This window comes from Lysinibacillus sp. NPDC096382 (assembly GCF_044762845.1).
Classification (GTDB): Bacteria; Bacillota; Bacilli; order Bacillales_A; family Planococcaceae; genus Lysinibacillus.
Genome location: NZ_JBIWFC010000006.1, coordinates 1 through 20,818, shown reverse-complemented (window position 1 = coordinate 20,818; position 20,818 = coordinate 1). Strand labels below are relative to the sequence as shown.

The following is a 20,818-nucleotide window of genomic DNA, read 5'->3' as shown; positions in this document are numbered from 1 at the left end:
CCGCTGTAAGAAGTTAAACCTCGGCGGATGTCACGCAATTATGCCTTGGTATAATTGATTTTTATTCCAGTAGAACATTAAATAGCTTGTGATGAATTTTATAAGCTTCTAATCTCTCCATAGATTGTGGCTTATCGTAGCCAAGCCATACTGCTGCAGTGTACTCATTATTTAATCCGGCAAGCCAGTAGTCGCGATAGTTGTTAGTTGTTCCTGTTTTGGCACCGACATAGTTACTTCTACTATAAACGCCTTGCGCGGTACCTTTGGTAACAACATCTGCAAGCATTGAACGCATATACTTAACTGTTTTCGGTGCCCAAATTTGATCGCGTGCTGAATCCCAGCTGTAAAGCTCCGTGCCATCAGATGCTGTTACTTTACGGATGCTATGGGCAAGTACGTATGAGCCGTCTATAAAACTTGTATAAGCATCTGCTAGTTCAAGTGCTGTAACACCATATGTTAATCCTCCCAAAGAGGCAGCATAAGTATGGTCTTTTGCCACGATAGAGCGGAAGTGAAAGCGATCTAAGTAACTAAAGGCTGTGTCAATTCCGACGGTGTTAAAGAGACGGAGAGCCGATGTATTGTAGCTATTTCGAAATGCTACTCGAATCGGTACATCACCGTATTTAAAGCCTCCATAGTTTTGTGGACAAAATGAACTGACACAATAACTGCCACCACTGACGATAGAATCAGGTGTATGTGCTGTCGTTTCAAAGAAAGGAGCGTACACCGCTAACGGCTTAAAGGCAGAGCCTGGCTGACGTGTACCTTGAAAGGCCCGATGATAACCAAACTTTTCGTAGTTTTTCCCAGCATAAAGACTAACAACTTCTCGGGATGTATTATCAATAACTGCTCCAGCTGCTTGTAATTTACCTGAGCCTAGAATCGCCGTCATTTTATCCTCATCATGTGCTTGTTTGTCTGGATCAAGCGCGGTATAAATCGTTAATCCATTTTGGAATAATGCATTGAGTCGATTGTCTAGCTGCGCTTTGATTTTTTTCTTCTCTTCCTCACTTTGTGTATTTGCAAGTCGATCTGTATAACCTTCTTTTTCTGCAACTAACCATCTAAGCTCTTGTAGGACATACGTGCTGTACATAGGGGAGCTTTGCGCTTTATTCTTGACATTTAATGTGATAGTTTCAGCTTTATATGTAATGGCATCTTCTTTTGTTATAGCGTCACTCGCTACGAGTGTATCTAATAACCGCTCCTGCCTCGCTTTTGTTTTTTTAAAGTTTTTTAAAGGATTATAAAGCGAGGGGTTATTTGGAATAGCAGCAATAAATGCAATTTCAGCTATAGATAGTTCTTGGAGTGGTTTTTGAAAATAATATGTAGCTGCTCCACCGATTCCATAAACTTGATTGCTGAAATAGGCTTCATTTAAATACATCGTTAAAATCTCGTCTTTATCAAATTCTTTCTCAAGCTCATAAGAGTAAAAAATCTCTGTTAATTTTCGTTCATATGTTTTTTCGTCAGATAAATAACGCATTCGAACGAGCTGTTGTGTAATGGTACTAGCACCTTGAGAAGTTGAATTTGTACTTGAGTTAGCAACAACTGCACGGATGATAGCACTGAGGTCAAAACCAATATGCTCATAAAAATGAGCGTCCTCACTTGCAATAAAAATTTCCTGGGCAATTTTTGGGGTTTCCTGTAATGTTAGAGGTTGCCGCCATTCGACATATTCCTCGCTAAATGTTTTACCGTTTCGATCAATAAGTGTTACTGGAAGCTGTGGCTGTACTTCCGGTAAATGAATAGCGCTGGCGATTTGCTCCTCATGTGCTTGTGCCGCATTGATCTCTGTCCTAATATTTGTACTAATCCACCAAAGGACAGGTAAGGATAGTAAAATGATAAAAAAACCAAAAGCCTTTTTCATGTGTGCCTCCACTCTAAATATGAGTCATTCAACAGAATAACATAATTTGGATAGTTTCCAAATACGCGTTCCGACCTATTTGTATTAATAATAATGAAGTTGGAGACGACGTTTGTTAAAACTTATTAAGTGATTGGTGAAGCTATGATAATAAAGTAAAAGGATTCACACACAATTTTGTGTATGAATCCTTTTTTGCTCTTTGGAAGGCGGATGTCGATAACAATTAAAAGTTGAGCGATAATTCCTGCTAAAAAGTTGGATGACATTTTGTCAAAACGTATGTCTATGTGAATAAGTTGATTGGAGTGTAGTTAGCGTCATAGATGAGATCCAGGAGCGAACAGGCAGAGGAACGAAGGCTAATAGCATCAAGAAAGCTTACGCTCTGTTTTTTTGGCTGTTACTTATGATAAGAGGAATTATACATAACAATCCAAGGAGAATGAACAGGATTAAGGTGTTGATTGGATTATCTTTTACTTTTGAATCTTCTATGTGGTTTTTTTCAAATTCTTTTACTTCTTCTATTTGATTTACTTTATTGTTTGGAACAAATTCATTTTTATTGACATCATAGTAATAGAATCTGTGTTTGTTAAAAGTGAAAAAGTCATCTCTAACCGTCTCATATGAACTTGAAATCATCGCTAAGTTTACTTTTTCCGTATCAATTTTTGTTTTTACATATTTTTCACTTTCTGCTTTAAACAATTCTTTTTCTTTTGTTAATAGGTTGGCTGCTTCACTTTTTACTTTTTCTACATCTTGAAGCGTTGTTGCTTTTTTCAATCCCTCTTCAATAAAGGTTAATTGTTCCATTTTCATTTTTTCTTCAAATTCTTTTGTTTTTTGCTCTAATAATGATTTATCTTCTTTTACTGTTTCAATTACTACCATTTTTGTTTCTTGTGCTAATATTTTGGCGGAGTCGTTTTTGTAATAATTAACTTCTTTTTCATTTTTTTCATTTACTGAATTCAAGTGCTCTTCTGTAACGATTTTTGTTGCCATACTGGTAGATGAAAAAACGATACTTAACATACATACCGACAGTCCGATTACACTTATTTTTTGTATAAATTTCATTCAATCCCTCCATTTTTTCTATTATTATTCATATAATCCTATTCCACTTTTAGATATTTTCCATTTTATGGTCAATCAAGGTAATATATGAACAATCATAAAAAATATAGTAAGGGGGTTAATATGAAAGAATATTTCTTAACCGAAGAACAGTACTGTAATAACACCTTCGTGACTACCATCGTGCCGCGGACGCTACGCTTTCGCGTAAAAAAACACTTATTGGCCCAAGCGGCTAAACGGCAGCCTCCAGAAAAGCGCCCAGTCGGAACGGAATTCAACACTGCGGTATGGTGATAAGCTAAAAAATTAAAAGTGCAAGAAATCGTCAATACTTTGGTGAAGAAAACCATTAAGAAGTATGTTAGACTAAAATGAGGTCAGAAATGATAGTACTATCATTTTCAATGAAACTGAAATTTTACATTTAAAGGAGAGACTTCAATGTTTCCACAATTAACAACAGAAGTACTAGAAGGCGAAGTACTTGTAGAAATGAAAACAACATTAGGTGCCATCAAAATTAAATTATTCCCAGAGCATGCACCAAAAACTGTTGAAAACTTCTTAGGCCATGCAAAATCAGGATACTATGACGGCATCATTTTCCACCGTGTAATCCAAGACTTTATGATTCAAGGTGGTGACCCAACTGGTACAGGTATGGGCGGCGAGTCAATTTGGGGTAACTCTTTCGAGGATGAGTTCTCTGAAAACGTATTTAATCTTCGCGGTGCCCTTTCAATGGCAAATGCGGGTCCAAACACAAATGGTTCACAATTCTTTATCGTACAAATGAAGCACCTTCCAAGTGATATGCTTCGTCAATTACAAGGTGCTGGCTTCCCAGAAGAAATTATTGAAGCATATGCTAAAAATGGTGGTACTCCTTGGTTAGACCATAAGCATACAGTATTTGGTCATGTTGTTGAAGGAATGGACATTGTAGACAAAATGGCAGATGTAGAAAAAGACTTCCGTGATAAACCAGTAGAAGATGTGAAAATCGAGTCAATTACAGTTTTTGAATAATAATTGTAAGGACGTGTAAAACATGAAACATTTAATGTATCAATTTTTATATTTCCCAGAAGATAAATCAGGATACATTCCTGCAGCTTTTGAATTTTTAATCATGCTTATTTTATGTATTGTTGTCTTTACCGTTTTCCGTAAGATTTCTAAGAAACAAGAAATGAAATCAAAGGAAATCGAAGCACGTATTCTTTCAGAGAAAAATAATACAAACAATCAGCAAAATATTTAACTTCATTCAGCGGGTGTCTAAACACCCAACTGAGTTAAAGCGTCCGGCCGATTCCGGATGCAATTATGCCGAATCATAATTGATTGTACCAGATGCCTCGCAGCCTTTAAGGACTGCGGGGCATTTTTCTTATTACTCTTATGCCAAAACACTTCATGAATTGTATGTTTTCGTATCATTCTCCATATGAGCTATATTTTCTCAACAAAAAAGGATATCTCAGAAAAACTTGAGATATCCTTCACTATTTACTTTCTATTGTTGAAGTACTTGCTTAAAGCGCTGAACACCGTCTTTTACTGTGTCAAATGAGCAAGCGACGTTCATACGCAGGAAGCCGCTACCCTCTTCGCCATATTTTGTCCCAGGCTCTAATGCTAACTTACCATTTTCCAGCAAGCGTTTCATGATTTCTTTTTCATCAAGTCCTAATTCTCGATAATCAATCCAAAGTAAATAAGTGCTCTGAGGTTTTCTAATATGGATACCAGGTAATTGTTCTAATTCAGCAATCACATAGTCCATATTATTTGAAATATAAGAAAGCATGTCATTTAACCATGGGGAACCCTCTGCATAAGCAGTTTGAAGTGCAACAGAAGCAAAAGTATTTAATGAGCCTTGCCCACTAGCCATATGAACTGCTTCTAGTAGCATACGCTTTTTCTTATCCGTTACAACCATATAAGCGACTTGTATCCCAGCTAGATTAAATGTTTTTGTCGGTGCCATACACGTAATAATACGATCCATTTCATCACCAGCGATTTTTGCTAATGGTGTATGTTTTGAGCCATCCAACATTAAATCAGAATGAATTTCATCGGAAATAATAACAACATCATATTTTGCACATAGTCGTACGATTTCCTTTAATGTAGTTTCATCCCATACATAGCCTCCAGGATTATGAGGATTACACAATATGTAGGCTTTCACATTTTGAGCAAGTGCTTGTTCAAAGGCTTCAAAGTCATAGACAAATGTGCCATCTTCTTCAACTAAAGGACAACTAACGATCTCTCGGCCATTACTTTTCGGGGTATTATAAAATGGTGGATAGACAGGTGAGGAAATAAGAACTTTATCTCCTGGATTTGTTAGTGCCTTGATACTATCTGCTAAAGCAGCAACAACACCGTTACAGAAAACAATTGATTCTTTGTCAATGTGCCAATCATGATGTGTATGCTGCCAGTCTACGATCGCTTGCACTGCTTTATCACTAACAAAGCTATAGCCGAAAACAGTCTTTACAGCATGTTCTTGTAGCGCTTTTGATACGGCTACTGGAGCAGCAAAATCCATATCCGCTACCCACATTGGTAGTATATCTGAAGCATCTTGTAGCCCATATACATTTTCCATCGCGTCCCATTTTACAGAGTTTGTACAACGACGTTTAATAGTTTGATCGAAAATAGACAAGTAAATCACTCTTTTCTTTTTTATTTACTATGGTATCATACGAGTATGATAAAAGGATAATAGGTGAGTATTTTGGAAAATATAAAAATGAATCAAGCGGCCGTACGACTGCTAGAGGAGTGGGATCCATTCCACTTAGGTCCAGATCATTATGATACTGAAACTGCAGATGTTGTAGCAGCATTGCAAGGTATTGATGATCCATCAACTCTTGCAAAGGTTATTCAAGAAACATATGAGCATTCGTTTGAAGAATGGATTCCATTTGAAGATTGTGTAGCCATTTCGTACAAGCTTATTGCGATAAAATTTGAAGCAAAATGCATTATTTAACTTTTTTTAGGGGGTTTCCAAACATCCGCTGAAATAGAGGAACTCAGTTAAGAACGCCACGTCCTGTGGCACGACTGAGTGACCAGCATCATGCCGCTGCCGCTACGTTAGCACTACGCTTTCGCGCAAAGAACATTTGTTGGCCTAAGCACAAAGTTGAATCCGGACGCAATGATGCTTTTGCTTTTCTATAAAACGAGGTTGTCTCTTTCAATTTAGAGACAACCTCGTTTTTTAACGGTCTTTTATTTAAACAAAGGTAAGATCCCTTGGATGAAAATAATTAATATTGCTATTGGAGATACATACCGAATTAAAATATACCAAATATTGAACATCAGACTAGATGAGGCAGGCTCCTTACGAGAAATATCTTTTGTATAATAATAGCCTGCAAAGATGAAATCAGTAAGGCTCCAATTGGCATACCAATACTATTCGTCAAAAAGTCTACAAAGTCGAAAATAGAACGATCTAAAATTTTTACATCAGATAGGAACATAGAATAAATAATAAAATAAAAACACTTCCGCCGTTAGTACCCGCCATCTAAGGAAACTTCCAAATAGCTCTAACCCCTATAGAACTTCCAGCGGCAGCTAAAATAAACCCAATTTTAGATGTAAATTGATCTCTCGAAGATACGGAATTAAATCCTTCTTATATTAAAACTTTATTTAACCGCAATACTCTTCTAACACAAGCAAATTTCGAGAAAATGATTAATAGAAATTCTTGTCTTCATTTTGTTTGTGAAACGGGGGTATTTTAGTGGTTCAGTATATGGTTTTAGTAACGAAGTTCGGGGTCTTAGTGGCTTTGTTTTGATTTAGCGAGATATTTGTATTTTTTATTAATAAGTAAAAATATGTAACAATTAAGAGAAATGATTCGTTACATGTGCGAAGGGGGGATGACCGTGACTGAAATTGAATTAATAGAACGGGCTCAGCGAGGAGACAAAGACGCCTATATAGAGCTAATCCAAATACATCAACGTACAGTTGAAAAATTTGCTTTTCAATGTGGCGTTCATAGTAATGATTTAGCGGATGTTTCACAGGAGGTGTTTGTAAAGCTGTATCGTTTTTTACATCAATTTAAGCAGGATCGTTTTACGACATGGCTCTATAAAATTACATTAAATGCAACCCGTGATTATTATCGCAAAGAACAGCAAGAGCAGGCAAAGGAAGAGAGGCTAGGTGCTCAGCAGCAAACGCCCTCATCTTCAGCCGAAAAGTATGTCCTTAATTTTGAGGAGGATAGGCAATTACATAATGCTATTAAAGAACTCGATGAAAAGTATCGTTATCCTCTCATATTATTTTACTTCCATGAATTTAAGTATGAGGAGATAGCGGAAGTACTAAATATTTCGTTAGCAACTGTCAAAGTTCGTATATTGCGTGCAAAGGAAAAGCTTAAAGCGGTGTTAATGGAGGAGGGGAGTGTTGAAAATGGATGATAAACAATTTGAAAAACGAATGGAGCTTCTAAAAAAATCCTATAATCGCTTGGAACCACAGTTAGATCCAGAAGCCATTTTCGCACAAATCGAGGCAGAAAATGCAACACAACAAGCACTAGAAACAGTAACAACACAAAAGCCCCCTTCAAGATGGCGAAAGCCAGCAGTCTGGATAGCAAGCATTGCAAGTGTACTGTTAGTGAGTGTGCTCGTTTCATCTTATATGATTAATCAACCAGAAATCGTAAATAGTAAAAAGGATGTTTCTCAGGAAGAAAAAAAGGAAGTTGGAATTAAAGAATGGGTTGAAAATATAACTAAAAAATACAATAGTAAAAAAGAGCAAATAAGAATAGAGTTAAAAGTTACTATTGACGAATTGAATGCATTTGAATTTATTAAAGAAGCTGACTACGTGCTAGACTTCTATACAAGAAGGAATTCTCATGTACAAGAAGAGGATGTACAGTTTTTAAAAATTAATGAGGAAACTATACTTAATAAATTAATAACACCAAGAAGAGCCTTGGAAACGATTGATGAATCTAATTTAACGTTCGATGAATCTTTTGAGGTATATCGCTTATATGAAGAAACTGTATTGGAATTAGAGAACTTTTACAGTGATCTTCTTAAACCATATGGACCTCTCCTAAAGAAGTCGAAAGATACCAATAAATATCCGTCAGATTTATGGGCGATTATTAAGGCCGCAAATAATCAATTCATGGAATTAAAAGAAAATGAGGAGGGGACGTTTTATTTTAAAGCCACACCGATTTACGGTGAATTTTCGCCACCCAATATCAATAAATTGCATCCTGATATTTTTGGTTACTTTGAGTATTTAGAAAAGGGACAGTTTTTATTAGCAGATGATTTAAAGTATACACGAGAAGAAACCGCTAAATCATTAAAATTAATGGAGCGTACATTACTAGCAGATGTAAACGCAGGTTCACCTAGTTATAAGGTTGTAAGACAAAGTTTTGAAAATACATGGATGGTGTTGTTGAAAGGAACTGCAAGCTATCCTGCTCTTACAAAAGGTGGGGAACCTCGTGAAGATTATATGGATTTCTTGCAAAAAGTAGCTAATGGAACCTACGGGGAAGTAATGAAGAAAACTGCTTCAACAATTTTGAATGAACTACAACAGAACAATCGCTCAAATACTTTAAGCCAGTTATCAACTTATGATATTTGGACAATCATATTGCAAACTCGAGAAGAAACAGCAGGATTTATTAATGATAGTGATTTTACGATTGTAAGTATTGATGAATCACAAATAAAGAGTATATATGAGCAATATAAAAAAAGCGATACTGAAACATTTATCGATCAATTACGCCCATTAAATATGGTTTCCCTTTATATATATGCAATAACTATTGGAGATAAATCTTTACAAAAAGCTATATTAATGCCAGAAACGAACATTAATACAAGTTTGTTAGACAATGTTAAAAGTTTAGATATCTTTAGCCAATTAGGTGAATATGATGGTATCTATCCAACGGTTGCTGTTCGTGTTTCTGAAGAGTATCAGGATATGTATGGTAGACAATTTCTTATTAAATTATCGATAAACAAAGAAGGTAATTATCGCATAACAGGAATCGTGGATTGATGGTATGAATTTTTGCCCGACTAATACACCTATGTTATAATTTGTGGTGATATATACGTAGCAAACAAAAAGAAAGTGGGCAAAGGTTATGGGACAAAAATATGAATTAGGGGACGTGTTGACCGGTAAAGTTACAGGTATACAGCCGTATGGTGCATTTGTTGCGCTTGATGAAGATACACAAGGCCTTGTACATATTTCCGAAATTACGTACGGCTTTGTAAAGGACGTTAGTGAATTTTTGTCAGTTGGGCAAGAGGTTGAAGTAAAGATACTTGAAATCGATGAAGATGCCGAAAAAATTAGTTTATCGATTCGTGCTTTGCAGGAGCGCCCAGCTACATTGCGTAAAAAAGATGTACTACCACGTAAATCATTGCAGGACCGTGTAGATGAATCGGATGCGAATGGTTTTAATTCCCTAAAAGAAAAATTACAGGGCTGGATCGAACAGTCAGGTCAATAAAGTGAAGCTTTAACTTCTTTCAGCAAACTATCCGCTGAAAGTGGTTAAAGCCTCCGGACCCCCAATTATGCCGAGGCATAGTTGATTTAGTGGGGGTTCTTTATCCCCCACTGATTATAGTCTTCACCGATCGCGCATTTACTGGCAGTTATGTTTACTTTTGCTGTATTTTGAGGTGGGAGTCTGACGCTTTCGATACAGACAAATAATTGCTGCCTGTTAATGTACGAGATAAAAAACGAGGATGCTTTCAAATATGAAGGTATCCTCGTTTTTTAGTATTCAAATATAACTATTGATTTTTTATTTTTCGAATTCGATATTGTAGGTTTTGACGACTCATGCCAAGTGCACTAGCAGCCTTTGTAATGTTGCCTTCATATAAATTTAAGACGTTTTGCACATAATATGATTCTGCTTCACGCAAATAAGCATCGAGTGGCATAACATCATTCTGTTGTTGGAACATAAAGAATTCCGGCTCGTGATTAGATGTGTCCTGCTGTTGTACCTTGAAACGGAAATGCATTGGTAATAAATCTGAGGTAACTGTTGATTCAGTGGTCATAAACGACACAATTTCATCTAGTAATAGCTCAAGCTCCTTTAAATTTCCTGGCCAATCATATTGCAAAAATAGATCCTGGACATCAGGTGCTAGATCCCGGACATTTGAAGCGAAGCGTTCCCGATGGCGGTTAAAGTAATCATCTACGAATGGAAGAATATCTTCTTTTCGATCTGTTAGATTTGGGATGGTAATAGCCATTGTAGCAAAGAAATAATACAGTGATTTTGAAAGTTTTTTCTCCTCAATCAATGTAATAGGGTCGCTTCCGACACTTCCGATTAGCATGTATTTAGACTGTGGAAGAGATTGTAATATCTCTAACAGTTCCTCTTGAATGTCTAGACTTAAAAAGTCAACGCGTTCGAAGAAAAAAGTATATGCCTTGTCATCTTGTAAGAGCTCCTGCAATTTATCTAAAACAGATGGAACAGAGCGACGACTCACTAATGTTACAAATGCTTCAGGGTCAGGCGATGCTGCATGGTGGATCCCCTCTGCGACTAAATCTTTTCCTGTACCCGATTCTCCTATTAATAATACCGGTAACTTCACAGCTGCTGCTTTTTTTGCGTTTGCAATAATTTGTCGCATCGATTCGGATACAGCTGTAATCATATCGAATGTTAAAGGTTCATCATATCGACGAAGAGGCTGATAAACTAGCTTTTCGAGTGATGTAATGTCACGAGCAAATTCAATCGCTCCAATTAGTTTATTTTCAACATAAAGTGGAAAAGTATCATTAATAGTTGTAATTTCATGACCATTTTTATTCCAGTAAGTTTGTTTTACATTAATTTCCTTTTTACCTGTTTGTAATACACGCATTAAAGTACTTTCATGCTGGCGGAAGGAAAACATTTCAATAACAGAACGATCTGCTAATTCATCAAAATGGAAACCTTCAATTTCTTTCATCTTTGTATTATAAATAATTGTTTTGCCAGAAAGGTCTACAGCATGAATACCAACAGAAACATTTGTTGCAATAAACTTATAAAAAGGAAGTAAGGGTTCAGAATTTTTCATAAAATGTGCACCTCAAAAATTTTTTACTTGAAATATGCAACAAAATTTTGCATTATAATAAGTGTAAGAATATTCTAAACGCAAAGATATTTTGCGTCAATGTTTTTTGCGCACTTAAAACACATCTCACGAGGGAGGATAAAGTATGATTTCATACAAACACGAACCATTCACAGATTTTACTCAAGAGGCAAATTACAACGCATATTTAGAGGCATTAAATAAAGTAGAGAGATATTTAGGTCAAGACTATCCACTAATTATCGGTGGAGAACGTATTACTACAGAAGATAAAATCGTTTCATATAATCCAGCAAAGAAAACAGAAGTAATTGGTCGCGTATCAAAAGCAAACAAAGAACTAGCTGAAAAAGCAATGCAAGCGGCAGATGAAACTTTCAAAACTTGGAAAAAAGTAGATCCAGCTGTTCGTGCAGACGTATTATTCAAAGCAGCGGCAATTATTCGCCGTCGTAAACATGAATTCTCTGCACTTTTAACAAAAGAAGCAGGTAAACCATGGGCTGAGGCTGACGCAGATACTGCAGAAGCAATTGACTTCTTAGAATACTATGGTCGTCAAATGCTCCGTGTTAAAGAAGGTCAACCTGTAGAAAGTCGTCCAGGTGAATACAACCGTTATGACTATATTCCGTTAGGTATTGGTATTGTTATTTCACCATGGAACTTCCCATTCGCAATTATGGCGGGGACAACGGTGGCAGCTTTAGTAACAGGTAACACTGTATTATTAAAACCAGCTTCGACAACACCTGTAGTTGCTTATAAATTTATCGAAGTGTTAGAGCAAGCGGGTCTTCCAGCAGGTGCTGTGAACTTTGTACCAGGTTCTGGTGCAGAAGTAGGTGACTACTTAGTTGATCATCCAAAAACACGCTTCATTAGCTTCACAGGATCTCGTGATGTAGGCTTACGTATTAACCAACGTGCGTCTGTATTAAATGACGGTCAAATTTGGATTAAACGTGTTATCGCTGAAATGGGTGGTAAAGATACAATCGTTGTTGATAAAGAAGCGGATCTAGAGCTTGCAGCACAATCTATTGTAAAATCAGCATTTGGCTTCTCGGGTCAAAAATGTTCAGCATGTTCTCGTGCTATTATCGTTGAAGATGTCTATGACCAAGTTGTTGACCGTGTAGTGGAATTAACAAACACGTTAACAGTTGGTGACCCATCAGACTTCAACAACTTCATGGCAACAGTTATTGACCAAGCAGCATTCAATAAAGTGACAGAGTACATTGAAATTGGTAAAGGAGAAGGTCGCCTAGTTGCAGGTGGTACAGCTGATGATTCAGTTGGTTACTTCATTCAACCAACAGTATTTGCAGATGTAGATCCTTCTGCACGAGTTATGAGAGAAGAAATCTTTGGACCAGTTGTAGCTATTACAAAAGCTAAAGATTTCGATCAAGCAATTGATATTGCAAATGATACTGAGTACGGCTTAACTGGTGCGGTTATTACAAATAATCGTATGAACTTAGAAAAAGCACGTGAAGATTTCCATGTAGGTAACTTATACTTCAACCGTGGCTGTACTGGTGCAATCGTTGGTTACCAACCATTCGGCGGCTTCAATATGTCAGGTACTGACTCAAAAGCAGGTGGCCCTGACTATCTACAACTTCATATGCAAGCAAAAACAACTTCTGAAATGTTATAACTTCTTTCGGCTGACTGAAGAAGTTGTCTCCGAACGCAATTATGCTGGGGCATAAATTATAAGAGAATCTGCGAGACTCCTCCTGGTAAAGTGAGTCCGGCAAGAACCGCAGGCGCTAATGTCGAGGCGGCTTACCTAGGAGTAGTGTGCAGATTCTTGCCTTTTATATTCAGAAAATGCTGAAATTGTTTCTATTGAATTTATTTATAGAAAAACAGAGTCTTCCAGAGTTTTTCATCATGAACGTAAGGAGAGAATACTTTATGACAAAAACAAATCAAGTGATTGAACAAACGCAAAATTTTGGTGCTGCAAACTATCACCCGCTACCAATCGTTATTTCAGAGGCTGAGGGTGCTTGGGTAAAAGATCCAGAAGGTAACAAATACTTAGATATGCTATCAGCTTACTCTGCTGTGAATCAGGGGCATCGTCATCCAAAAATTATCGCCGCGTTAAAAGAACAAGCTGATAAAGTAACACTAACTTCTCGTGCATTTTATAGCGAAAACCTTGGTGAATGGTATGAGCTTGTTGGAAAATTAACGAATAAACAAATGGTATTACCGATGAATACAGGTGCTGAAGCGGTTGAGACAGCATTTAAAGCCGCTCGTCGTTGGGCTTATGATGTAAAAGGTGTAGAAGATGGCAAAGCTGAAATCATTGCATGTAATGGTAACTTCCATGGTCGTACAATGCTTGCTGTATCTTTATCATCTGATGAAGAATATCGTCGTGGCTTCGGTCCAATGTTACCGAATGTTAAGTTAGTAGATTACGGTAACCTAGATGCATTAAAAGCTGCAATTACTCCAAACACAGCAGCGTTTTTAATTGAACCTATTCAAGGTGAAGCTGGTATCGTTATTCCATCAGAAGGCTTCTTAAAAGCTGCGCGCGAGCTATGCCGTGAAAACAATGTTTTATTTATTGCAGATGAAATCCAAGCTGGTTTAGCACGTACGGGTAAAATGTTTGCATGTGATTGGGAAGAAGTAGAGCCTGATATGTACATTTTAGGGAAAGCTTTAGGCGGCGGTGTATTCCCGATTTCGTGTGTAGCTGCAAATCGTGAAATCTTAGGTGTATTTAACCCAGGATCGCACGGTTCAACTTTCGGTGGTAATCCTTTAGCATGTGCTGTATCTATTGCATCAATTAAAGTATTACTAGATGAAAAATTAGCAGAGCGTTCACACGAACTTGGTGAATACTTTAAAGGTAAATTAAAAGAAATTAAGAACCCAGTCATTAAAGAAGTTCGTGGTCGTGGTTTATTTATCGGAATGGAATTAACAGAGGCTGCACGTCCATACTGTGAAAAGCTTAAAGAATTAGGCCTATTATGTAAAGAAACACATGATACAGTCATTCGATTCGCGCCACCACTCGTTATTTCACAAGAGGATTTAGACTGGTCAATCGAACAAATTGAAAAAGTATTTAATCTTTAACAAAATGTTCACATTTTAATTCGGAAGTATGTTACAATGATGCCGATATACTATCATTATAAAAAACAAAGAGGCGATTTAATATGTCTGAAAACTTAAATCTGTTCACATCTACTCAAGAAGTCATTCAAGAGGCTCTAAATAGACTTGGTTATGACGAAGCTATGTATGAATTATTAAAAGAGCCGCTTCGCATGCTACAAGTTCGTATTCCAGTGAAATTGGATGATGGTACAACAAAAGTATTTACTGGTTACCGTGCACAACATAATGATGCTGTAGGGCCAACTAAAGGTGGGGTACGTTTCCATCCGGCAGTATCTGAGGAAGAAGTTAAAGCGCTTTCAATGTGGATGACATTGAAATGTGGTATCGTAGATCTACCTTATGGCGGTGGTAAAGGCGGTGTCATCTGTGACCCTCGTCAAATGTCTATGGATGAAATCGAGCGATTGAGCCGTGGATATGTACGTGCAGTTAGTCAAATCGTAGGACCAACAAAAGATATTCCTGCTCCAGACGTATTTACGAATGCACAAATTATGGCATGGATGATGGATGAATACAGCCGTATGGATGAATTCAACTCACCAGGTTTCATCACAGGTAAGCCACTAGTGCTTGGTGGTTCTCAAGGTCGTGACCGTGCAACTGCACAAGGTGTAACAATCGTTATCCAAGAAGCAGCGAAAAAACGTGGCATTGATATTAAAGGTGCACGTGTTGTAATTCAAGGCTTCGGTAACGCAGGTAGCTTCCTTGCGAAATTCATGCATGATTTAGGCGCGAAAGTAATCGGTATTTCAGATGCTTATGGTGCACTTCATGATCCTGAAGGTTTAGATATCGACTATTTATTAGATCGTCGTGATAGCTTCGGTACTGTAACAACATTATTTGAAAATACAATTTCAAACAAAGAATTATTAGAGCTTGATTGTGATATTCTAGTGCCAGCTGCTATCGAAAACCAAATTACTGCTGACAATGCACACAATGTTAAAGCAAACATTGTAGTAGAGGCAGCGAACGGTCCAACAACTGCTGAAGCTACTAGAATTTTAACTGATCGTGGCATTTTACTTGTACCAGACGTATTAGCATCTGCTGGTGGTGTAACAGTTTCTTACTTCGAATGGGTACAAAATAACCAAGGTTATTACTGGACGGAAGAAGAAGTTGAAGAACGTCTTTACAAAAAAATGGTTGATGCATTTGAAAACGTTTATACAACAGCGACAACACGTAACATTAATATGCGTTTAGCAGCTTATATGGTAGGTGTTCGCCGCACTGCAGAAGCTTCACGCTTCCGTGGGTGGGTTTAATCAATATATATAAGAAAAACGGGTCATTCCTAGTCGGATGACTCGTTTTTTATGTATGCAAGCAAAAGTGCAAAGGAAAAATTATGTTTAGAGTGAATACAATGACAGTGGAGTCAAAATTGGTTTAAATCTTTGCTTTCGTCAATAGAAATATGAGAAAATCCAAGTAGAAAGGGGCGAATTGAATGGATTCATTTACATTTTATAACCCAGTGAAGTTACATTTTGGTGAAAATGCACTGGAAAAGCTTGCGAATGAGTTAGCGCAACATGGTGAAAAGGTGTTAGTTGTCTACGGTGGAGGCAGTGTTAAGAAAAATGGTGTATACAATGCTGTTATCGAAAAGTTACAAGAAGCCAATAAAATAATATTTGAACTTAGCGGTGTTGAGCCAAATCCACGTGTGGAAACAGCAAGACTTGGTATTGATCTTTGTAAAAAAGAAGAAATTGATCTAGTCCTAGCTGTTGGTGGCGGTTCTGTAATTGATTGTTCTAAGTTAATAGTCGCAGGTGCAAAATATGATGGCGATGCTTGGGATATTGTAAAACGTAAAGTAATTGTGGAGGACGCTTTACCGCTTGGGACTGTATTAACGCTAGCTGCAACAGGTTCCGAAATGAACTCAGGTTCTGTCATTACAAACGCTGCGACAGAAGAAAAACTAAGCTGGGGTAGCCCTGCTGTATTCCCAAAATTTTCGATTTTAAATCCAGTGTATACAGTGACTGTACCAAAAAATCATACAGTTTACGGTATCGTTGATATGATGTCGCATGTACTTGAACAATATTTCCATAATACGACGAATACACCGATTACAGATGAAATGTGTGAAGGAGTATTACGAACGGTCATTACAACAGCACCTACACTGTTAGAAGATTTAGAAAATATCCAGTTGCGTGAAATAATTTTATTAGCAGGAACAATTGGGTTAAATGGATTCTTATCAATTGGCTCTCGTGGAGATTGGGCATCACATAATATTGAGCACGCTGTTTCTGCGGTTTACGATATTCCGCATGCAGGAGGTTTAGCGATATTACAACCACATTGGATGCGTCTAAGTGTACCCGTAAATCCAGAGCGTTTTGCACGTATTGCAATACGCGTTTTCGGTGTCGACGCAACTGGGAAGTCTCCAGAAGAGGTTGCGTACGAAGGAATTGATCGTTTATCGGCATTCTGGACTTCTCTAGGAGCTCCAAGTAGTCTAGCGGATTATGAAATTGACGATTCAAAATTCCTTCAAATTGTAGAACATGCTATGCAAAATGGACCCTTTGGAAACTTCAACAAATTACAGGAAGAAGATGTGCGAACTATTTTGCAAAACTCCCTATAACTCCGTGATTGCTTAATAGAAGATACAAAGAAGTAAACAAGAATAGAGTTATCTGGTACTTGTATAAAAAATAGCCAACTGCCTGAAATATGGCAATTGGCTATTTATCTTATTTAAAATGTTTTGGATAATAAGTTATTGTTTGAATGTTGAGTTTTCCGGTCTTTCGCCAATATGCACCCAATCTAGTTTCCCGTCATCCTCATCAAATAGAATGGCTACTTTCGATACACCCTTCTGACTTAAAATGACCTCTGTTAAATGGTCGCGTACATCATCTAGAAAAGCGAGTGATAGATTGGGGTCAGCTTCAGCAACTAATTCCACATGTAAAAACTCACCTTCTTTAATGACTTCTAGGCGAACAATATCTTTAATGTTTGGGTCATCCATTACAAGGTGAGCAATATGATTTAGCATTTCTTCGTCTGTTTCACCAATAACTCCACGTGCATTATCAAGGAACACTTTTGCTACAACATAGAACATCATAAAGCCAATAATCATCGAAACGAGTCCTTCTATATTTGCCCAGCCTGTAAAGTGCGCAATTAAAATAGCACCGAAGGCCAACACATTACCACCTGTAGCTACTAAGTCTTCCATAAATACTAATTTTGTTGCTGGTTTTGCGCGATTTAAATAAGGGAAAGCTTTAGGGATAGCTGTTATTATTCCCGTTTTTTCCTGTCCAGCGTCATGAAGTATTTCAACGGCAGCTTTTGCAAGAACTGACCCTTCTAAAACAATACCGATCAATAATACGCCAAGTGCAATGAGCATTCCTTTAGATTCTCCAGCGGGGTGTATAAAATGATGCCAGCCTTCTTTTATGGTTTCATAAGAAAGGATCGCCACGATTATAACAGCAAATAGACAAACTAAATTTACAATTCGGCCAAAGCCTCCCGGAAATTGTTTTGTCGGTGCTTTTTTCGACAGCGCTGAGCCGATATAAACGAATAATTGGTTTGCTGCATCTCCTAGTGAGTGCATCATTTCTGCAAACATGGCAACATTACCTGTAAAGAAGAAGGCAACACCTTTAATAATTCCTAAAAAAGCATTGACTACTGCTGCCAACAGAGAGGGCTTATTCCCATTTTTTAATAGTTTTATTATTTCTACCACGAAAGAATCCTCCAACTAGTTTAAAATTTCCATTTCGATTTTTTCAATATAGGGTAGTGCTCGTAATGAACGATAAAATGACAGTAAGTTATCAGAGACTATTAATGATAAGCGTAAATCTAATTCGTGATAAACATTATTATAATTTGGAACATCTTGAATGCGTATGTTTTCAATAATAATATTGTTTTCCTTTAAGAATTGTAAAAAGGATTCACTATTGTCATCATTGTTAATCTGAACTTTCAATGATATTTCTCGCATACGAATTCTTTTTGGTCCTATTTTCATTAGAAACGGCGATAAAACCTCAATTCCGAAGACAATGATAATAACAGCTAATGTAGCATCTATATAAAAGCCTGCGCCAACAGCAATTCCTATCCCAGCAGCTCCCCAGATCATTGCTGCGGTTGTTAAACCTGAGATACTATCATTCCCTCGTCTTAGAATAACACCTGCTCCAAGAAATCCAATCCCACTAACAATTTGGGCAGCCAAGCGTAGAGGGTCCATTGTAATATTGATTTCTGACCTTGGGGGTGTTGAATAGGCGGTTTCAATCGAAATGACAGTTAATAAACAGCTAAATGTAGCGATAACTAAGCTCGTTTTTAATCCTACAGGCTTCTTTTTTAATTCCCTTTCGATACCGATTACTAAACTTAATGTGGCTGCAATTACTAATTTTATGCCAACTTCATATGTAATCATATTTTCCAAGGTTTCCATACGCAACCCTCCACAGATATTTCGTATTGCTAAGAGATATGCAAGGTGTCATTATTATATGTACATTACTTTGTTGTATTGTACATCACGATCGTAATGAAGTATAAGTATTTTTAATTTCTTTCACCACATATTTTGGGGAGCGAAAGCGAAGCGGCAGCAACAAATGTTTTCTGTGCGAAAGCGAAGCGGCAGCAACAAATGTCTTAACCTTTATAGGTAGTGAGAGGAATACGAGTATAAGTTAAGGTTTCCGGCGGATGACACGGAATTGGCAAGGAGTCCTTTTGCGGGCATAAAGCCAAATCCAAACGTAATGATGCCGAGGCAAAATTAATTGGAGGTTGGATTTAATGGAGAAACCCAAAATTCATCCATACATTCCTATTTTTATTGGCGTAATTTCTGTATCCCTATCAGCCATATTTGTAAAATTAGCAAATGCAGAAGCGGGGGTTATTGCGTTTTACCGTATGTTCTTTTCGGTGTTAATAATGGCTCCTCTGTTTTTTTGGAAGTACACTAACGAGGTAAAGGAATTAAGAATACGTGATTGGCTATTTTCTTCTGTTGCTGGCATATTTTTAGCCTTTCATTTTATTTTATGGTTTGAATCACTCAATTACACTTCTGTAGCAAGTTCTACAGTTTTGGTTACACTACAGCCATTGTTTGCATTTGTAGGTACATATTTTTTCTTTAAAGAGAACATTACTTTGAAAACCATTTTTGCAGGAGTTATTGCTATTGTCGGTAGTATTTTAATTAGTTGGGGAGATTTTAAACTTAGTGGTACTGCATTTTATGGAGACATGCTTGCTCTTGTCGCGTGCGTACTTGTTACAGCTTACTTTTTATTTGGACAAGATGTACGGAAAAGACTATCCCTTGTGACATATACGATGATTGTTTATGCTGTTAGTACAATTACATTGTTTATCTATGTTCTTATTAAGGGGGAATCGTTCGGCCCTTATTCAACTATGGACTGGATATGGTTTATTTTATTAGCGATAGTTCCTAATTTATTTGGTCATACTCTATTTAATTGGTCAATTAAATACGTTAGTACAAATGTAGTCTCCATTGCGATTTTATTTGAACCAATTGGCGCGGCCATTTTAGCTCTTCTAATTTTTAAAGAGTATTTAATAGCCACACAAATTATTGGTGGATTCATTGTTATAGTAGGAATTCTCTTATTTGTAGTTGATGAGAAAAAGATTTTTAAACTTTTTTTAAAAAAAGCTTGATTTTTAAATTGCTATATTATATATTATTACTTGTCCTTAACAAGAAGGACGACTTAAAAAAAGATTTTAAAAAAAGATTTTAAAAAAAGAATTTTAAAAAGTTGTTGACTTCTTGTTGAATACAAGTTATGATAATAAAGTCGCTGAAAACAACAGTGACGAAATGAACCTTGAAAACTGAACAAGCAAAACGTAATCAATAAAGTTTTTACTAGCTAACCTTGAGTTAGTGAACGAAACAAAATTTTGGACATCAAACATGATGCCAGCAAAACAATTTGAGCTAATCAAATTTCTTTTTATGGAGAGTTTGATCCTGGCTCAGGACGAACGCTGGCGGCGTGCCTAATACATGCAAGTCGAGCGAACAGAAAAGGAGCTTGCTCCTTTGACGTTAGCGGCGGACGGGTGAGTAACACGTGGGCAACCTACCTTATAGTTTGGGATAACTCCGGGAAACCGGGGCTAATACCGAATAATCTATTTTACTTCATGGTGAAATACTGAAAGACGGTCTCGGCTGTCGCTATAAGATGGGCCCGCGGCGCATTAGCTAGTTGGTGAGGTAACGGCTCACCAAGGCGACGATGCGTAGCCGACCTGAGAGGGTGATCGGCCACACTGGGACTGAGACACGGCCCAGACTCCTACGGGAGGCAGCAGTAGGGAATCTTCCACA

General features: G+C 37.2%; 17 protein-coding genes and 1 rRNA gene. 12 read left to right on the top strand and 6 right to left on the bottom strand.

Annotated features, from left to right (window positions below; translation table 11 throughout):
• Window positions 1-61: 61 nt before the first annotated feature.
• On the bottom strand, window positions 62-1,912 hold the full coding sequence (locus ACIQZA_RS10595; RefSeq protein ID WP_402881462.1) for a transglycosylase domain-containing protein: 1,851 nt from the start codon (window positions 1,910-1,912) through the stop codon (window positions 62-64).
• Between the two features lie 381 nt (window positions 1,913-2,293).
• The gene (locus tag ACIQZA_RS10590) at window positions 2,294-3,001 is read right to left on the bottom strand and encodes a hypothetical protein (RefSeq protein WP_402881460.1); all 708 of its coding nucleotides are present in this window, start codon (window positions 2,999-3,001) and stop codon (window positions 2,294-2,296) included.
• A gap of 444 nt (window positions 3,002-3,445) precedes the next feature.
• On the opposite strand from ACIQZA_RS10590, the gene ACIQZA_RS10585 reads away from it, so the two are divergent.
• Window positions 3,446-4,033 (top strand): peptidylprolyl isomerase, encoded by a 588-nt coding sequence (locus tag ACIQZA_RS10585; RefSeq protein WP_142510526.1) that lies wholly within the window; start codon window positions 3,446-3,448, stop codon window positions 4,031-4,033.
• A 22-nt stretch (window positions 4,034-4,055) separates the two neighbouring features.
• Entirely contained in the window at window positions 4,056-4,268 is a 213-nt protein-coding gene (locus ACIQZA_RS10580; RefSeq protein WP_053484185.1) for a hypothetical protein, read from the top strand.
• A 255-nt stretch (window positions 4,269-4,523) separates the two neighbouring features.
• Here ACIQZA_RS10580 and ACIQZA_RS10575 read toward each other — a convergent pair whose 3' ends face one another.
• Complete coding sequence (locus ACIQZA_RS10575) at window positions 4,524-5,696, bottom strand: MalY/PatB family protein (RefSeq protein WP_402881458.1); 1,173 nt, start codon at window positions 5,694-5,696, stop codon at window positions 4,524-4,526.
• A 72-nt stretch (window positions 5,697-5,768) separates the two neighbouring features.
• Here ACIQZA_RS10575 and ACIQZA_RS10570 point away from each other — a divergent pair, with 72 nt between their 5' ends.
• The 4 genes from ACIQZA_RS10570 to yugI all read left to right on the top strand — a co-directional run bounded on the left by ACIQZA_RS10570 (window position 5,769) and on the right by yugI (window position 9,599).
• Complete coding sequence (locus tag ACIQZA_RS10570; protein ID WP_132361698.1) at window positions 5,769-6,029, top strand: DUF1871 family protein; 261 nt, start codon at window positions 5,769-5,771, stop codon at window positions 6,027-6,029.
• 919 nt (window positions 6,030-6,948) lie between these two features.
• Window positions 6,949-7,497, top strand: a complete 549-nt coding sequence (locus ACIQZA_RS10565) for an RNA polymerase sigma factor (RefSeq protein ID WP_402881457.1) — start codon at window positions 6,949-6,951, stop codon at window positions 7,495-7,497.
• The gene (locus ACIQZA_RS10560; protein WP_400941735.1) at window positions 7,490-9,133 is read left to right on the top strand and encodes a hypothetical protein; all 1,644 of its coding nucleotides are present in this window, start codon (window positions 7,490-7,492) and stop codon (window positions 9,131-9,133) included. Before ACIQZA_RS10565 ends, ACIQZA_RS10560 begins: the two co-directional genes overlap by 8 nt.
• Before the next feature lie 88 nt (window positions 9,134-9,221).
• Entirely contained in the window at window positions 9,222-9,599 is a 378-nt protein-coding gene (yugI, locus tag ACIQZA_RS10555; RefSeq protein ID WP_402881455.1) for a S1 domain-containing post-transcriptional regulator GSP13, read from the top strand.
• Window positions 9,600-9,891: 292 nt separating this feature from the next.
• Here yugI and ACIQZA_RS10550 read toward each other — a convergent pair whose 3' ends face one another.
• Entirely contained in the window at window positions 9,892-11,199 is a 1,308-nt protein-coding gene (locus ACIQZA_RS10550; RefSeq protein ID WP_402881453.1) for an AAA-type ATPase lid domain-containing protein, read from the bottom strand.
• Window positions 11,200-11,344: 145 nt separating this feature from the next.
• Between ACIQZA_RS10550 and pruA the strand changes: the two genes are divergently transcribed.
• The 4 genes from pruA to ACIQZA_RS10530 all read left to right on the top strand — a co-directional run bounded on the left by pruA (window position 11,345) and on the right by ACIQZA_RS10530 (window position 17,023).
• Window positions 11,345-12,889, top strand: a complete 1,545-nt coding sequence (gene pruA, locus ACIQZA_RS10545) for an L-glutamate gamma-semialdehyde dehydrogenase (protein WP_402881450.1) — start codon at window positions 11,345-11,347, stop codon at window positions 12,887-12,889.
• A 263-nt stretch (window positions 12,890-13,152) separates the two neighbouring features.
• Entirely contained in the window at window positions 13,153-14,346 is a 1,194-nt protein-coding gene (locus ACIQZA_RS10540; RefSeq protein ID WP_400941742.1) for an ornithine--oxo-acid transaminase, read from the top strand.
• Between the two features lie 83 nt (window positions 14,347-14,429).
• Entirely contained in the window at window positions 14,430-15,674 is a 1,245-nt protein-coding gene (locus ACIQZA_RS10535; RefSeq protein ID WP_400941744.1) for a Glu/Leu/Phe/Val family dehydrogenase, read from the top strand.
• 185 nt (window positions 15,675-15,859) lie between these two features.
• Window positions 15,860-17,023, top strand: a complete 1,164-nt coding sequence (locus ACIQZA_RS10530) for an iron-containing alcohol dehydrogenase (RefSeq protein WP_400941747.1) — start codon at window positions 15,860-15,862, stop codon at window positions 17,021-17,023.
• A gap of 135 nt (window positions 17,024-17,158) precedes the next feature.
• Here the strand turns inward: ACIQZA_RS10530 and ACIQZA_RS10525 are convergent, their stop codons facing one another.
• Both ACIQZA_RS10525 and ACIQZA_RS10520 read right to left on the bottom strand, forming a co-directional pair.
• A complete protein-coding gene (locus ACIQZA_RS10525; protein WP_400941750.1) occupies window positions 17,159-18,154 on the bottom strand; it encodes a cation diffusion facilitator family transporter in 996 nt (331 codons plus the stop codon).
• Window positions 18,155-18,169: 15 nt separating this feature from the next.
• On the bottom strand, window positions 18,170-18,886 hold the full coding sequence (locus ACIQZA_RS10520; protein ID WP_400941753.1) for an MgtC/SapB family protein: 717 nt from the start codon (window positions 18,884-18,886) through the stop codon (window positions 18,170-18,172).
• Window positions 18,887-19,239: 353 nt separating this feature from the next.
• Between ACIQZA_RS10520 and ACIQZA_RS10515 the strand changes: the two genes are divergently transcribed.
• Window positions 19,240-20,139, top strand: a complete 900-nt coding sequence (locus ACIQZA_RS10515) for a DMT family transporter (RefSeq protein WP_402881446.1) — start codon at window positions 19,240-19,242, stop codon at window positions 20,137-20,139.
• Window positions 20,140-20,437: 298 nt separating this feature from the next.
• Window positions 20,438-20,818 (top strand): 16S ribosomal RNA (locus ACIQZA_RS10510); the annotation flags it as partial.

Excerpts from the sequence above, each read along its gene's own strand:
- ACIQZA_RS10590 (WP_402881460.1), bottom strand. The coding sequence starts at position 3,001 with ATGAAATTTATACAAAAAATAAGTGTAATCGGACTGTCGGTATGTATG.
- ACIQZA_RS10595 (WP_402881462.1), bottom strand. The coding sequence starts at position 1,912 with ATGAAAAAGGCTTTTGGTTTTTTTATCATTTTACTATCCTTACCTGTC.
- ACIQZA_RS10520 (WP_400941753.1), bottom strand. The coding sequence starts at position 18,886 with ATGGAAACCTTGGAAAATATGATTACATATGAAGTTGGCATAAAATTA.
- ACIQZA_RS10580 (WP_053484185.1), top strand. The coding sequence starts at position 4,056 with ATGAAACATTTAATGTATCAATTTTTATATTTCCCAGAAGATAAATCA.
- ACIQZA_RS10515 (WP_402881446.1), top strand. The coding sequence starts at position 19,240 with ATGGAGAAACCCAAAATTCATCCATACATTCCTATTTTTATTGGCGTA.
- ACIQZA_RS10550 (WP_402881453.1), bottom strand. The coding sequence starts at position 11,199 with ATGAAAAATTCTGAACCCTTACTTCCTTTTTATAAGTTTATTGCAACA.
- ACIQZA_RS10535 (WP_400941744.1), top strand. The coding sequence starts at position 14,430 with ATGTCTGAAAACTTAAATCTGTTCACATCTACTCAAGAAGTCATTCAA.
- pruA (WP_402881450.1), top strand. The coding sequence starts at position 11,345 with ATGATTTCATACAAACACGAACCATTCACAGATTTTACTCAAGAGGCA.
- ACIQZA_RS10585 (WP_142510526.1), top strand. The coding sequence starts at position 3,446 with ATGTTTCCACAATTAACAACAGAAGTACTAGAAGGCGAAGTACTTGTA.
- ACIQZA_RS10560 (WP_400941735.1), top strand. The coding sequence starts at position 7,490 with ATGGATGATAAACAATTTGAAAAACGAATGGAGCTTCTAAAAAAATCC.
- ACIQZA_RS10530 (WP_400941747.1), top strand. The coding sequence starts at position 15,860 with ATGGATTCATTTACATTTTATAACCCAGTGAAGTTACATTTTGGTGAA.
- yugI (WP_402881455.1), top strand. The coding sequence starts at position 9,222 with ATGGGACAAAAATATGAATTAGGGGACGTGTTGACCGGTAAAGTTACA.
- ACIQZA_RS10540 (WP_400941742.1), top strand. The coding sequence starts at position 13,153 with ATGACAAAAACAAATCAAGTGATTGAACAAACGCAAAATTTTGGTGCT.